Consider the following 14030-nt stretch of genomic DNA (forward strand, 5'->3'; position numbering starts at 1 on the left):
GTCTATGGAGAAAAATATACTACATAATAGGCCACTTGTGTTAGTGGTTGATGATGAGCCTGCTAATTTACGAGTACTGAATCAATTATTAAATGATACCTACAAATTGGTGTTTGCAAAAAGTGGTCAAGAAGCGATACGTTTAGTTGAAAAAGAGCGACCAAATTTAATTTTGCTCGATGTTATGATGCCAGACATGACCGGTTATGAGGTCTGTGAACAACTTAAGAAAAATATAAAATTTAAATCTATTCCAATTATCTTTGTTACCGCGTTAAGTGATCCTATCGATGAAGCTAAAGGGTTAAACCTTGGTGCTGTTGATTATATCTCTAAACCTATTTCTCCTGCAGTAGTTAAAGCTAGAGTGAAAACTCATTTGTCTTTGGTTGATTTGAGGAACTTAAAAAAAGTCGATTAGAAGTTATACAGCGTCTTGGAAGGGCTTCCGAATATAAAGATAATGAAACCGGTATGCATGTTATGCGCATGAGTCATTATTCTCGCGTTGTTGCTGAAGCTTATGGTTTTTCAAAAGCAGATACTAATAACTTATTTAGTGCGGCACCCATGCATGATATTGGTAAAATAGGCATACCTGATAGCATTATGTTAAAACCGGGTAAGCTTACTGAGGAAGAATTTTCTATTATGAAAAAACACCCTGAGATTGGAGCAGAAATTTTAGGGGAGTCTGACTCTGGATTAATTGCGCTAGCCAAGGTAGTGTCATTAACACATCATGAAAAGTGGGATGGGACGGGCTACCCAAATCAGCTTAAAGGAGAAAATATACCAATAGAAGGAAGAATTGTTGCATTAGCTGATGTGTTTGATGCACTCACAAGTGTGCGGCCCTATAAAGACGAATGGCCAGTAGAGAAAGCTATGGAATTTATTCATAGCCAAAAAGGTAAGCATTTTGATCCTGAATTAGTTGATTGTTTAGAACAGCAGTTAGATAAAATTCTTGATATCAAAGAACGGTGGAAGGATTAAATTTTTGTTGAGATATAAGCTAACGTGATGATCCATACACAAACAGGGTAACAGTCGAATCAGGTGTTTTCCAATATTACCCTAGTACTAAAGCACTGGACTTGATTAACCGCGGGTACTATTATTAATACAATAGATTCCGAAAGATATGGAGAAGTTATGGTGAATCAATTTTTACTTGTGTTATCACTTTTATTGGCCTGTTACTTTATTCGTGTTGCAGTCACGAGTGTTGCAAAACGTGTAGCATTGCCATTATCACTCTTCCAATCTATCTCTATATGAAGGCTGAATTTCCTACAAATGAAGCTTCACGTATCGTGGCCATACACAAGTATAAGGTATTAGATACACCCCCCGAGCCTAGTTTTGATGATTTGGTGCTGCTCGCGGCACAAATTTGTCAAACACCCATGGCGCTAATGTCGTTTGTTGATGAAAATCGACAGTGGTTTAAATCCCAGATTGGGTTGAATGTTACTGAATTTTCACGTGATGATACCCTGTGTTCGCATACTCTATTAGTATCTGATGGGATATTTGAAGTTTATGATGCGAGAAAGGATTCTCGTTTTGCCGATAACCCCTTAGTTATTGGCGATCCAAATATCGTTTTTTATCTTTGGTGTACCCTTGATAACACAAGACAATTATGTACTTGGAACAATCAGTGTCATGGATATTAAGCCCAAAAAATTGAGTGAAGATCAAAAGCTAGCCTTACGTGCGCTAGGCCGACAAGTAATGTCACTACTTGAGCAACGTAAAAAAATCAACCAATTCCAAGAAGCACAAAATCAACGTGATCGCTTATTTAACTATGCACTAGATTTATACTGTATTGCCGGATTTGACGGTTATTTCAAACAGATCAATCCTGCGTGGAAGCGCACTTTAGGTCGGAGCAACGAAGAACTACTTGCTAAACCGTATATGGAATTTATTCACCCTGACGATTATGAAGAAACCTTAAATGCTTTTACTACAATGAAAAATGGTAAGAATTTATTGTTATTTGAAAATCGTCATCGATGTAAAAATGGCAGTTATCGATGGTTAAGTTGGGTTGCTTCCCCAGAGTTTGAAGAAGGATTGATTTTTGCAGTTGCTCGTGATGTCACTAGCCAAAAACATGCAGAAAAACAACTTCAAAAAATAACGGAGCTTCATCGTGCTATTCAAGAAAATGCCGGTTATGCAATTGTCAGTACAAGTTCTGAAGGCGTAATCACCTCCTTTAATCCTGCGGCAGAACACATGTTTGGATATTCTGCCACAGAAGTGGTTAACTTGAAAACACCTGCTTTATTCCATAAATCGTCTGAGGTTGTGGCCCGTGCTCAGGAATTATCAAATGAGCTTAGTAAAACAATAACGCCAGGGTTTGAAGTTTTTACTGCGAAAGCAAGACTGAACTTACCCTGTGAAGATGAATGGACATACATACGTAAGGATGGCACGCATTTCCCTGTAATTCTTTCAATTACAGCACTACGGGATGAGTCTGGTGAGATCAATGGTTTTCTGGGCATTGCCATTGATATTACCGAGCGAAAACAAATGGAACGGGTGTTAGAACAATTCAAATATACGTTGGATCAAACGGTTGATTGTGTTTTCATTTGTGATTCAAAAAATTTTCGTTTCGAGTATGTTAATGAAGGTGCCAAACAACAAGTTGGTTATAGTGAAGCCGAGCTGTTTGAGATGACGGTACCAGAGATTAAAACACAATATTCTTTGGACGAATATCGTGTCTTGGTACAGCCACTACTCGATGGTAATAAACCTTCCTTAACCTTTGAGACAATCCATAAGCATAAATCTGGTCAAGAGATCCCCGTTGAAGTTACCATGCAGCTTGTGCGTCAGGAAAACGAAAAGCCTCGATTAGTTGCGGTTGTCCGTGATATTTCAGATCGTAAACGAGTTGAAAAATTATTACGTACTAAAAATGAAGAATTAAAGAGTTTTGCTTATACCGTCTCCCATGATCTCAAGGCGCCATTGCGTGGCATTTCGGGATACGGACAAGAGCTTATTCGACGCCATCAAGAGGGATTATCTGAACGTGCCCAGTTCTGTATTGAGCAGATTATTACGGCTTCACACAACCTAGACCGTTTGATTGAAGATTTACTTATTTATTCCCGCGTTGATAGTGAAATGCCTACCACGACAGAAATTGATCTTTGTGTATTAATACAGGGAATTATGCAAGACCGTAGTTTAGTAGTTACTGAACGGGATATTGATGTAATTATTGACGTACCCGCTATCAAATTAAAAGTATGGGAACGAGGGCTGCATCAAGTGTTGACTAATTTAATTGATAATGCCATCAAATATAGTTGCAATGCTAAACCGCCGCGTTTAAGCATTAGTGCTAAACAAACAGCCACTCATTGTATTATTTCAGTCAAAGACAATGGTGTTGGCTTTAACATGAAATATCATGATCGTATCTTTGGATTGTTCAACCGTTTAGTGCGTGCTGATGAATTTGAAGGCACGGGAGCAGGTCTAGCAATTGTTGCCAAACTGCTCAAAAAGCTTAATGGTAAAATCCACGCTGAATCGAAAGTAGAGCAAGGAGCAACTTTTTTTGTTGAATTACCTATTAGTGCTATGAGTGTTTTAAGGAAACCTGAGTTATGAATTTAGTGAAAAACTTGCATTCATCTTTACGACCTATTCTTGTTGTTGAAGACAATGATATGGATCTAGATTTCTGCCTTCAGGCTTTTGAAGAAAATGCGGTAGTTAACCCTGTGATTGCTTGCCGTGATGGTGAAGAAGCGTTGGACTTTATTGATAGCCATTCGACATATGAAGATAAATTTTTACCATTATTGGTGTTACTCGATTTACGTTTACCGAAAATAGATGGTATTGAAGTACTGCGACACGCGCGTCAACATCCAGTGTGGAAACAGGTTCCTTTTGTGATACTTACCACGTCAAGGGAGAACATTGATATTAATACTGCTTATAATTTAGGGGTTAACTCATACATTGTTAAACCAGTGGATTTTGTTTCTTTCACTGAAGTGGTAAAGCATATCAAAATGTATTGGGTGCTCACTAATGAGTTACCATTTTCACCCCATATTTAATACCAAATAATGTGAGTAATATGATCCACTTATTATATATTGAAGACAATTTGCAAGATGTTGATCTAACCAGAATGCATTTCGAAGAAACAACCACTGATTTTGAAATTGAAGTTGTTAGCACCGGAGAAGATTGCCTTAAGTGTTTAGCTGAACAATCATTTGATATATTACTACTTGATAATCGACTCCCTGATATGGACGGCATCGATTTGTTAGGGCAATTACGTACGAACGGCCATATCATGCCCGTGGTCATGGTGACCGGGATGGGCGACGAAGAAACCGTGGCACAAGCATTACGCTCCGGTGCCGCCGACTATGTTTCTAAATCTGAGCCAGACTACTTGATAATGTTGCCAGATCTGCTGCGCCAAGTAGTGGCTCGTCAACATCGTCGAAACAATAGAAATGATGCTGAACAACGTAAATCCCAAATACTCTATATCGAGCCAAACCCGATGGATGTGGAGTTGACCGAACAACATTTTGCTAGTGCTGCACCGCATTTACAGTTACATATTGTCAACTCAAGTCGTGAAGCCTTGGCAGTGTTAACGAATGAACATAATTTTGATTTGGTATTGACAGATTTACGGGTGCCAGACATGAATGCATTAGAGTTGCTTCATGAAGCGCAACATCGTGGTATAGATCTTCCCTTTGTGGTTATTACAGGTAGAGGCGATGAGGCGACGGCTGTCGCAATATTACGTCTTGGTGCTTATGATTATATCGTTAAACGAAGTAATTATTTGATGCAACTTCCGCATGCAATAGATCATGCACTCCATCGTTTTGAGTTTGATCAAACAGCGTATCGCCTCAATACCGAGTTGACAGAACTTAACGCGTCCTTAGAGAAAAAAATAGAAATACGTACAGCCCAGTTGAGAAATGAAGTTATCGTTCGTAAAGCGGCAGAGCTAAAAGCGCGCGAACGTGAGTTAAAATTTGCTGCTGTTATCGAAAATCTGACCGAAGGACTGATTATTGCTGATCTTAATGGCCATATTGTACATTGTAATCAAGCCGCATTGAATATTCACCGTTTTAATCCTAGACAGAAATGGCATTCCTCTTTTTAGAATTTGCTGATATATTTGAATTATCGACACTTGACGGTGAACAACTTACGGTAGAGCAATGGCCGTTAGCTCGAGTTTTACGAGGTGAGACTCTAAGCGAGCTTGAGTTATGTGTTAAAAATTCGCGAGATGGTTGGCAAGGTATTTTTAGCTTTGGCGGCACAATTGTCAATAACGATATCGGTAATGCTTTAGTGGCTATCATAACCATAAACGACATTACCGAAGAAAAACAAGCTGAAATAAATCTACGTATTGCTGCCGTATCCTTTGAGTCACAAGAAAGTATCATGATCACTGATGCAGAAAATAGAATTTTACGGGTTAATTCAGCATTTACCGAAACAACCGGTTATTCTGCAGCAGAGATCGTCGGTAAATCACCAAGTTTACTAAAATCAGGTCGGCATGATGCGGAATTTTTTCAAGCAATGTGGGAAAGTATAAATGATACGGGAAGTCGGGCAGGGTGAAATATGGGACAAACGAAAAAATGGCGAGGTATATCCTAAATGGCTTACCGTTACTGCTGTTAAGGGGGATGACGGCATTATTACTCACTATGTTGGCTCTCACCTTGACATTACTGAGCGTAAATTAACGCAAGAAAAAATTCAACACTTGGCCTTTTATGATCACCTAACAAATTTACCTAACCGCATGTTGTTAACAGATCGGCTTAAAAAAGCATTAGCTACCTGCACTCGAAGCAAGCGAAAGGGCGCATTACTGTATATCGACTTAGATAATTTTAAAAACCTTAATGATACTTTAGGTCATGACATTGGTGATCAATTACTAAAACAGGCTGCGCTGCGATTACAATCTTGCATTCGTGAATCCGATACGGTGGCCCGTTTGGGGGGTGATGAGTTTATGGTGATGTTGTGTGATTTAAATGTTCAAACACTTGAAGCTGCAGCGCAAGCCGAAGTTACGGGCGAAAAAATTCTAGCTATGCTTGACCAACATTATCAGTTGGGTACTTATTCACACCATTGTTCTGCAAGTATTGGTATTACCTTATTTGAAGATCATCAACAAAACACTGAAGAATTATTAAAGCAAGCTGATATTGCCATGTATCAAGCCAAAAACGCCGGCCGTAATACCTTGTGTTTCTTTGACCCAAAAACGCAGATTAATATAGCTGCCCGAGTTTTAATGGAGGAAGAATTACGCACAGCACTTGAACTGCAGCAATTCCAATTACATTATCAATTACAAATTGATAATTTAGGAAAACCATTAGGGGCTGAGGCATTAATACGCCGGCACCATCCAGAGCGGGGGATGGTGTCACCTTTAGATTTTATCTCATTAGCAGAAGAAACTGGCTTGATTTTACCCATAGGAAATTGGGTACTGGACACCGCCTGTGCCCAACTAAAGACGTGGGAACAAACGGCACGAACTTGTGATCTTATTTTAGCTGTAAACGTGAGTGCTAAACAATTCCACCAGACAGAATTTGTGAAACATATAAAAGCCATGTTGATGCGCTATGCAATAAAGCCCGGAAGGCTCAAGTTAGAGTTAACAGAAGGAATGTTGTTGGAAAATATTGAAGATACTATCGCAAATATGAACGCGTTGCGAAAGGTAGGGGTTAAATTTTCTTTAGATGATTTTGGCACGGGGTATTCGTCACTTCAATACCTTAAACGCTTACCGCTTAATCAGCTTAAAATTGATCAATCCTTTGTGCGCGATATTATTACAGACAGTAATGATAGGGCAATTGTGCGTACCATTATTGCCATGGCAAAAAGTATGAGGCTAGATGTGATTGCTGAAGGCGTAGAATTGGAAGAACAACAGCAATTATTGGTTAAAAAAGGTTGCACAAATTTTCAGGGGTATTTATTTGCTAAACCTCTACCAATAGCACAATTTGAGGCGTTATTAGGTAAATAAAAATAGATAACCTCAGCTAAGCTTAGTAAACCTTTCTATAGTGGCTGTTTTTACTAACTTCTACGTTGAATTTGTTGCATACTAACTCTTTGGTATGCAACATTTACTTTATACTCAATACATATTAATCAATTAAGAATTTTTTAGTTTTTGGTAAATTTCGCCACCAATAAATTGTGCTTTACTAGCTAATTCATGCTGTATACGTATTAACTCATTCCATTTTACCATGCGCTCACTGCGAGTGAACGAACCTACTTTCAGTTGGCCTGAATTAGTAGCAACGGCTAAATGACTAATAAAAGCATCTTCAGTTTCACCCGAGCGGGCTGAAACAACAGGTAACCAACCGGCAGATTGCGTTAAATGTATTGCATCAATAGTTTCACTGACGGTCCCTATTTGATTCAACTTTATTAAAACACTATTGGCTAATTTGTTTTTAATACCGTGTTCAATGCGTGTTGGGTTGGTAGTAAATAAATCATCGCCAATAATCTGTACTTTATCGCCAATTTGTTCTGTTAGTGCTTGCCACATTTTATCATCAGTATCAGCAAAGGGATCTTCAATTGACAAGACATGATATTTTTCACACCAGGTTAATATTTGTTGTAAAAACTCTTCTGAAGTGAAGGATTTTCCATCTAAAGGTAAATGATATTTATTGTCTTTATATAAATCACTGGCGGCAATATCTAATGATAACGAAACATCTTTACCTGGAATATAGTTCGCTTCCTCAATGGCTTCAATAACAAACTCGAATATTTCATCATGAGAATTAAAGCTTGGCCAAAAGCCTCCTTCGTCAGCACAACCACCAATAAATTTCTGGATTTTAGTAATTTCTGGCCTGCTTGATATACATTGTATGTGACTTCAAGACATTCATCGTAGGTTTTTGCACCATTAACAATTAATAAAAAATCTTGAATATCGGTACGCCACTGAGCATGTGCGCCACCACCAACAAGTTGTATCTCGGGTAATGGGATCAAGGTGTTGTCACAATTTATATCTAATGTTTGATACAAAGGTTTGTTCTGATTTTTTGCTGCTGCACTAGCAACGGCCAAAGAAATCCCTAAAATGGCATTAGCGCCAAGGCGAGATTTGTTTGCTGTACCATCTAGTTCACACATGCTTTGATCTATTAGTCGTTGATCGTTAACATTTTGGCCAATGACTATGTTAGCTAAATCGACCTTAATGTGTTTTATTGCTTTTGTAACGGCTTTACCCGCAAAGTATGTTGAATCACCATCGCGCAATTCTAATGCTTCAAATTGACCAGTAGAAGCACCCGACGGCACCAAACCATAGCCTTTAACGCCGTTTTCTAATGTCACAACCGCTTCTATGGTAGGTTGTCCGCGTGAATCAAAAATTTGATAAGCATCAATGTCTTTAATTTTCATTTTTTATCTCTTCTTGTAAGTCTGTATAAGTTGTTATTTGCTTAGTAAATAAAGCCAGTGCTTTTGCTCGAACATGTTGGCGATCTATTTCAGATAAATATTCAACCGGTGATTTTCCGTCAATACGCGCAATCATTAACAATGCCGTAATTTTTATAATATGTGCAAAGGCTATTTCACTGAAAAGCTCTTCACCTAGCGCTGATTTATATGCTGTTATAAAGGCGTAGCTTAAATCTAATAAGGCGGTTTGTTTAAAGTGAAAAAATTTAATCAATAAATGATGTAGCATGAAGGCAATATCAAATGCCGGGTCGCCATACCAAGCTACTTCACAATCAATAATTTTTATATCACCTTGTTTAACGAGTATATTTTTAGGACTGAAATCGCCATGCACCAGACAATATTTATTCTGTTGTATTTGTTTACACAAGGCTAAAATCGCTTGGCTATGTTCAGGATAAATATCCACTAAGGTCATAAAGTAAGGCGATAACCTTAACTGGTTAAAATTCTCGTCAGAATCAAATAGTGTTGCAACAACAGGATCTAGCCAACTCTTTTTATGAATAAGCCCTAGTGCTTTGCCAATCAGCTCTGCGGTGTGTATATCAAACTTGCTTTGCATGAGATCTTGCTTCCAATCACAGTATTGGTCACCTAAATATTCCATCACAAACAAGTTTTCATTTTCAAAAGAGGCAAGCACTTTTGGCGCATAATCAGGTAGTATTTTGTTAAGATACTTAAGGTACCTTTGCTCATACATATTACGATTAGTATCTGCAAACCAATCTTGTTTCACTTTCAATTTGGCTAATGCTTGTTTTACCACATAGCTGTGCGAACCATCTCGAACTAAAGCAATATCACAGCTTACCCCGCCAGAAAGCGAAGTAAGTGTGGTATTTTCTGATAGCTCAAAACCTTTGGATTTGAGTAATTCAATCATTTGACTACCTTCTAACGAATTGATGCAATAGATTGATGACGTAAATAACCTTCAAAAGTTGCCACGCTATTAACGCCACCACCGCAACCACTTTGATTACACGCACCATAATTTAAGCCGTATTCAAAAACGTTATGAGCGTTAATCCAGGTATTGCCACCAACCAGTTTATGGGCAAGTTTAATTGCTTTGTCGCTATCTTTTGTCCAAATACTGTTTGCTAAGCCGTAGTTGTTTTTATTTGCACGATCAATAACTTCATCTTCATCGTTAAATTTTAATAAAAAGGCAACTGGGCCAAATATTTCTTCTTGTGCCCATTGGTTGTCGTCGCTGCCGCCGAGCAAAGTAGGCTCAATAAAGTAGCCATTTTTATAATCACCTTCGGTTAACCGGTTGCCACCGCAAAGAATAGTCGCGCCTTGTTTTTGAGCATCGTCAATACAGTGAAGCACGCGGTTTAATTGTTTTTCAGTACAAATAGGCCCCATTTCTGCGTCTGGGTTGGCTCCGTTGTGTACCTTGGTTGCATTAAAGGTTGCAATGGCTTTTTCAACAAATTGATCATAGATATCTTCATGAATATACCAACGAGACGCGGTACAACATACTTGGCCTGCATTTAAGGTGACAGCGCCACACAAACCTTCAACGGCAAGATCTACATCGCTATCGCTGCATATAATTGCTGCGCCTTTACCACCGAGTTCAAGTTTTGCCGGCACCAAGTTTCTACCACACACTTCGCCCACATGACGACCCACAGCGGTTGAGCCGGTAAATGACATTAATTTAATGTTTGTGTTAGAAATTAACGCTTCACCTGCCTCATCACCAGTCCCTGGTAATACGTTAACAACGCCTGCAGGAAAACCTGCTTCTTGGCAAAGTTTAGCTAAAAATAGGGTTGATAATGGCGTTTCAGACGCGGGTTTAACTACCACGGTATTACCTGCCGCAAGGGCTGGTGCAATACCCCAAGCACATAAGGTTAAAGGGAAATTCCACGGGAATACGAAACCGCCCACACCATAGGGTATCTTAACTACATGGCTGTCAGTAGTAGTGAGATTATTGTCACTGACATATTGATATTCTTGGGCGACATCAGCGAAGTAGGTAAAACAATCTGCGGCAAAAGGAACATCGAACCCTAGTGCTGCTGATATCGGTTTACCAACATCAATACATTCTAGTTCAGCTAATATCTGCGCATCTCTGGTGATTAAATTGGCTAATTTACGTAAACACGTTGCTCGATATTCAACACTTTCAGTTGACCATGTTTTAAAGGCAATAGCAGCTTTATCTACCGATTCATTGATGTCGTTTGCTGTAGCAAGTGCTATGGTTGCTATCTGTTGAGTTGTTGCCGGATTAATAACCTCAACGGTTGAAGAAGAATTAACCCATGAACCGTTTTGGTAAAATGGCAATTGTGTTGGCTCTAAAAAATCCAAAGTAGATTGACTCAGTTCTGTCGTTTTCATTTCTTTCCCCAATGCTAATTATTATTGACTCCATCATTCTGCCATTAAGAAATTTAAAAGAAGCGGCAGAAAGTAACCAATGTCAGTCTAAAATTAGCCAGTTAGTACCATATATCACTTGAACTTTTGTAAAAAGTTAACCATATTGGAGTCCATTTCTTGTGCGTTTAATGTGTTAATTCAATTATTTTTATATGAAAGCTATAAAAGAAGATGTGTTGTATCAGTCAGGTTCATTTAGTGCCTACCTTTATGAAGGTAGCTCTTTTGATCATCCTTATCATTTTCATATTGAATATGAAATTGTATTGGTTGATAAAGGGGATGGTAAGTTAATAATGAATGAGCAGGTTTGCGAATTCGAAGAAGGCGACATTTTTATTTTAGGTTCAAACACCGCCCATTCATTTATCAGCAAACCCGATACCGATAATGTAAGGTCTTTAGTGATTCAATTTAGTGGTACTTGTTTTGGCGAAACGTTTTTTCAACTGCCCGAATTTAAAAATATCGGTAAAATGCCGGAAAACTCAAAGTATGGCTTAAGAGTTAAACGCAATAAATCGCCGGTCGGCGAGATGATTGAAAGTACATGTGCCTCTAAAGGCGCGTTATCTGTGGTGCATTTGTTAACCTTGCTGACTAATATTAGCCAACTGGATAATATTGAACAGATCATTCCAACGAGTTCATTTTCTTCTGGGCAGTTAGAGTCACATAAACTTAACGCGGCAATAGACTGGATTAATACCAATTATTTTAGCACTATTCATTTAAATGAAATTGCTAAAATTACCAATTTAACGAAAAATGCTTTTTGTCGAAGTTTTAAAAAAGCGACGGGCAAAACTTTCTTGCAGTATTTAAATGATAAACGTATAGAAGAAGCGGCGAAGAAATTAATTCAGACTGATGATTCAATTTTAAAAGTGGCTTACGATGTTGGCTTTTCGAATATTAGCAGTTTTAATCGTTACTTTAAAAAAGCCAAGGGAACGTCACCCACTTTGTTTAGAGATAACTTTCTCAAGATGGTAAATTAAATTATTTCATTTAATTGATGATTTAATTTGCAATCAATCCTAATGATTTACGATATAAAGCAGGCGTTGTACCCATCATTTTTTTAAATCGCCGATGAAAAAAAGCCATATTATTGTAGCCACATAAAAAAGCGATATCTTCAACTTGTTTGTCACTGTTTCTCAGTAAAATACAGGCTTTACTGATACGAAGTTCATTAAGATAAGCGGTAAATGTTTTTTGAAATGTTTTCCTGAAAAACTTTGAAAATGAAGAAGGTGTTAAGTAAGTTATGCTAGCTAAATCAGCGGCGGAAATCTGATTTTGATAGTTATTCTCAACAAAATCTATTAACTTATCAATACGTTTAGACACTTGGTGATTGATAGCAAAATCCGCTTCATGACTAATTGTTTCGGTGTCGTAAGCCGAGAGTGTGTGTAAAAGATCGACAAAATGCCATAAGCGTTCAAACGGCTGAAGTTGATTGAGAGACTTTATTTTATCTATTACGTTAGCCGCTGCTTTAGTGCTAAATAATACCCCTTTATGGCTTTGGTTTAATAAATAAGCAATGGCATGAAATTCAGGATGCTCTAACCAGTTTTCGCCTAATAAATTTTCATCCCATTGAATAAATACAGATTCTACCGTTTCGCCTTTAATTGTTTCATTTCGCCAACAATGAGGTAAATTTTGCCCAACAAGCACTAATTCGCCTTCACAAAAATTTCTAATAGTATTCCCTATATATAAAATACCTGTACCTTTTGTGATATATGTCAACTCCCATTGTGGATGATAATGCCACGGCGAATTAAACTGTAACCCTTCATGTTTAGCACAATGAAAAGAGTGCCTAAAGTCTTGTGTGATTTGTTCTAGAACCGCTTTCATCAAGTTTTATTCTGTTTGAATTATGCTTTTTATTAAAGCTAATTTAAGTCAATTAGTCAATTTATTGAATAGGGCAAAATAGTACATGTTTACCCAAAATAAGTGTTTATAAAGAAATAGCTTTTTATTTTATTGTTATAACCAGTATTTAACGGTGGGAAAAGCAATGAAACGCAAAGTTATTGTTTCAGGGTTAAATGTTGTTGATTTACTCATAACATTACCTAAAGAAATAAATATTGGTGGTAAACAACAAGTTGATGATTTAATTATTCAAGGTGGCGCCCCTGCAGGTAATGCTGCTAGCGTTATGGCGCAGCTTGGTTTGCAAACGTCATTTATTGGCTATTACGGTGAAAGTACCCTAAATAAAATTGCGTTAGGTGAACTTGAGCGCTGTAATGTTGACACGTCATTAATGATTAGAAATGAAAATCATGATCCTGCGGTTGCGTTGGTAGAAGTTAATCCAATCAATGGTGAACGAACCGTTTTCTATTCTTTAAACAATTATCAAGCACTCGAAAAGGAAGATATTAACAATGATCTTCTTGACAATACTCAGCCGGTTTTTGTCGATGGTTATGATATTGAAGGCAATATTGCCTTGCTTACCTTGGCTAAAGAAAGAAATATTCCTACCGTTTTAGATATAGAAACAGGGGAAAGAGCGCAGCTAATAGAGATGCTTGCTTTAGGAAGCCACTGTATTTTACCCCTAGAAGGCGCGCAGTTTATTGCCCAAAGCCATGATATGAATGTGTGCTTTGAATATTTGGCAAGCATTACCTCTGGGCAAATTATCATTACCGATGGTGGTAATGGTAGTTGGGCCAACACACCACAAGGTATTCATCATCAAGCTGCGTTTAAAACAAATGTAGTTGACACCACAGGTTGCGGTGATGCTTTTCATGGCGCGTACGCGTTTGCACTTTTATCTGGCAGAGATTTACCTGCACGTATGCAGTTTGCATCAGCTTATGCCTCAATTGTTGCTCAATACCTTGGTGGCCGTACGTTTCACCCAAGCGAAGAGCAAGTTGTTAATTTTATCAATTCTAATTATTAGGACTCATTATGACCGTAGATTTTTTATCACGAAAGGGCGTTGTTGAAGATGA

The 14030-nt window shown here is 38.0% G+C and carries 14 protein-coding genes and 1 pseudogene; 10 read left to right on the top strand and 5 right to left on the bottom strand.

Annotated elements, in window-relative coordinates; translation table 11 throughout:
- Positions 1-4 precede the first annotated feature (4 nt).
- The 8 genes and pseudogenes from L3081_RS11295 (at position 5) to L3081_RS11325 (ending at position 7120) form a co-directional block, all read left to right on the top strand.
- Positions 5-999, top strand: a pseudogene (locus L3081_RS11295) (response regulator).
- A 159-nt stretch (positions 1000-1158) separates the two neighbouring features.
- The gene (locus tag L3081_RS26880; protein WP_274620504.1) at positions 1159-1284 is read left to right on the top strand and encodes a hypothetical protein; all 126 of its coding nucleotides are present in this window, start codon (positions 1159-1161) and stop codon (positions 1282-1284) included.
- The gene (locus L3081_RS11300; RefSeq protein ID WP_242286188.1) at positions 1281-1685 is read left to right on the top strand and encodes a hypothetical protein; all 405 of its coding nucleotides are present in this window, start codon (positions 1281-1283) and stop codon (positions 1683-1685) included. Before L3081_RS26880 ends, L3081_RS11300 begins: the two co-directional genes overlap by 4 nt.
- Positions 1675-3657: a PAS domain-containing sensor histidine kinase gene (locus L3081_RS11305; RefSeq protein ID WP_242286190.1), complete on the top strand. Its 1983-nt coding sequence runs from the start codon at positions 1675-1677 to the stop codon at positions 3655-3657. Before L3081_RS11300 ends, L3081_RS11305 begins: the two co-directional genes overlap by 11 nt.
- Complete coding sequence (locus L3081_RS11310) at positions 3654-4115, top strand: response regulator (RefSeq protein WP_242286192.1); 462 nt, start codon at positions 3654-3656, stop codon at positions 4113-4115. Before L3081_RS11305 ends, L3081_RS11310 begins: the two co-directional genes overlap by 4 nt.
- A gap of 20 nt (positions 4116-4135) precedes the next feature.
- Positions 4136-5203 (top strand): response regulator, encoded by a 1068-nt coding sequence (locus L3081_RS11315; protein WP_242286195.1) that lies wholly within the window; start codon positions 4136-4138, stop codon positions 5201-5203.
- Positions 5185-5676 (top strand): PAS domain-containing protein, encoded by a 492-nt coding sequence (locus L3081_RS11320; RefSeq protein ID WP_242286197.1) that lies wholly within the window; start codon positions 5185-5187, stop codon positions 5674-5676. Before L3081_RS11315 ends, L3081_RS11320 begins: the two co-directional genes overlap by 19 nt.
- Positions 5651-7120, top strand: a complete 1470-nt coding sequence (locus tag L3081_RS11325) for a putative bifunctional diguanylate cyclase/phosphodiesterase (RefSeq protein WP_242286199.1) — start codon at positions 5651-5653, stop codon at positions 7118-7120. Before L3081_RS11320 ends, L3081_RS11325 begins: the two co-directional genes overlap by 26 nt.
- 132 nt (positions 7121-7252) lie before the next feature.
- Here the strand turns inward: L3081_RS11325 and L3081_RS26885 are convergent, their stop codons facing one another.
- Genes L3081_RS26885 through L3081_RS11340 form a run of 4 tightly spaced genes read right to left on the bottom strand, consistent with a single transcriptional unit; the run spans position 7253 to position 10986 of the window.
- Entirely contained in the window at positions 7253-7891 is a 639-nt protein-coding gene (locus tag L3081_RS26885; protein WP_338027351.1) for a phosphopyruvate hydratase family protein, read from the bottom strand.
- Complete coding sequence (locus tag L3081_RS26890) at positions 7819-8541, bottom strand: phosphopyruvate hydratase family protein (protein ID WP_274620505.1); 723 nt, start codon at positions 8539-8541, stop codon at positions 7819-7821. The genes L3081_RS26885 and L3081_RS26890 overlap by 73 nt, the downstream gene beginning before the upstream one ends.
- On the bottom strand, positions 8531-9496 hold the full coding sequence (locus L3081_RS11335) for a phosphotransferase family protein (protein ID WP_242286201.1): 966 nt from the start codon (positions 9494-9496) through the stop codon (positions 8531-8533). The genes L3081_RS26890 and L3081_RS11335 overlap by 11 nt, the downstream gene beginning before the upstream one ends.
- A gap of 11 nt (positions 9497-9507) precedes the next feature.
- The gene (locus tag L3081_RS11340; protein ID WP_242286203.1) at positions 9508-10986 is read right to left on the bottom strand and encodes an aldehyde dehydrogenase family protein; all 1479 of its coding nucleotides are present in this window, start codon (positions 10984-10986) and stop codon (positions 9508-9510) included.
- Positions 10987-11180: 194 nt separating this feature from the next.
- On the opposite strand from L3081_RS11340, the gene L3081_RS11345 reads away from it, so the two are divergent.
- Positions 11181-12029, top strand: a complete 849-nt coding sequence (locus tag L3081_RS11345; protein WP_242286205.1) for an AraC family transcriptional regulator — start codon at positions 11181-11183, stop codon at positions 12027-12029.
- Positions 12030-12051: 22 nt separating this feature from the next.
- On the opposite strand, the gene L3081_RS11350 is transcribed toward L3081_RS11345, so the two are convergent.
- Positions 12052-12906: an AraC family transcriptional regulator gene (locus L3081_RS11350; protein ID WP_242287022.1), complete on the bottom strand. Its 855-nt coding sequence runs from the start codon at positions 12904-12906 to the stop codon at positions 12052-12054.
- Between the two features lie 166 nt (positions 12907-13072).
- Between L3081_RS11350 and L3081_RS11355 the strand changes: the two genes are divergently transcribed.
- Positions 13073-13978 (top strand): carbohydrate kinase family protein, encoded by a 906-nt coding sequence (locus L3081_RS11355; RefSeq protein WP_242286207.1) that lies wholly within the window; start codon positions 13073-13075, stop codon positions 13976-13978.
- Positions 13979-14030 lie beyond the last annotated feature (52 nt).

It is taken from the genome of Colwellia maritima (assembly GCF_022669015.1).
In the GTDB taxonomy this organism is placed as follows: Bacteria; Pseudomonadota; Gammaproteobacteria; order Enterobacterales; family Alteromonadaceae; genus Colwellia; species Colwellia maritima.

What these genes read in the sequence shown, in the direction of transcription:
- L3081_RS26880 (WP_274620504.1), top strand. Translation starts at nt 1,159, where the DNA reads ATGGTGAATCAATTTTTACTTGTGTTATCACTTTTATTGGCCTGTTAC.
- L3081_RS11300 (WP_242286188.1), top strand. Translation starts at nt 1,281, where the DNA reads ATGAAGGCTGAATTTCCTACAAATGAAGCTTCACGTATCGTGGCCATA.
- L3081_RS11305 (WP_242286190.1), top strand. Translation starts at nt 1,675, where the DNA reads ATGGATATTAAGCCCAAAAAATTGAGTGAAGATCAAAAGCTAGCCTTA.
- L3081_RS11310 (WP_242286192.1), top strand. Translation starts at nt 3,654, where the DNA reads ATGAATTTAGTGAAAAACTTGCATTCATCTTTACGACCTATTCTTGTT.
- L3081_RS11315 (WP_242286195.1), top strand. Translation starts at nt 4,136, where the DNA reads ATGATCCACTTATTATATATTGAAGACAATTTGCAAGATGTTGATCTA.
- L3081_RS11320 (WP_242286197.1), top strand. Translation starts at nt 5,185, where the DNA reads ATGGCATTCCTCTTTTTAGAATTTGCTGATATATTTGAATTATCGACA.
- L3081_RS11325 (WP_242286199.1), top strand. Translation starts at nt 5,651, where the DNA reads ATGATACGGGAAGTCGGGCAGGGTGAAATATGGGACAAACGAAAAAAT.
- L3081_RS26890 (WP_274620505.1), bottom strand. Translation starts at nt 8,541, where the DNA reads ATGAAAATTAAAGACATTGATGCTTATCAAATTTTTGATTCACGCGGA.
- L3081_RS11335 (WP_242286201.1), bottom strand. Translation starts at nt 9,496, where the DNA reads ATGATTGAATTACTCAAATCCAAAGGTTTTGAGCTATCAGAAAATACC.
- L3081_RS11340 (WP_242286203.1), bottom strand. Translation starts at nt 10,986, where the DNA reads ATGAAAACGACAGAACTGAGTCAATCTACTTTGGATTTTTTAGAGCCA.
- L3081_RS11345 (WP_242286205.1), top strand. Translation starts at nt 11,181, where the DNA reads ATGAAAGCTATAAAAGAAGATGTGTTGTATCAGTCAGGTTCATTTAGT.
- L3081_RS11350 (WP_242287022.1), bottom strand. Translation starts at nt 12,906, where the DNA reads ATGAAAGCGGTTCTAGAACAAATCACACAAGACTTTAGGCACTCTTTT.
- L3081_RS11355 (WP_242286207.1), top strand. Translation starts at nt 13,073, where the DNA reads ATGAAACGCAAAGTTATTGTTTCAGGGTTAAATGTTGTTGATTTACTC.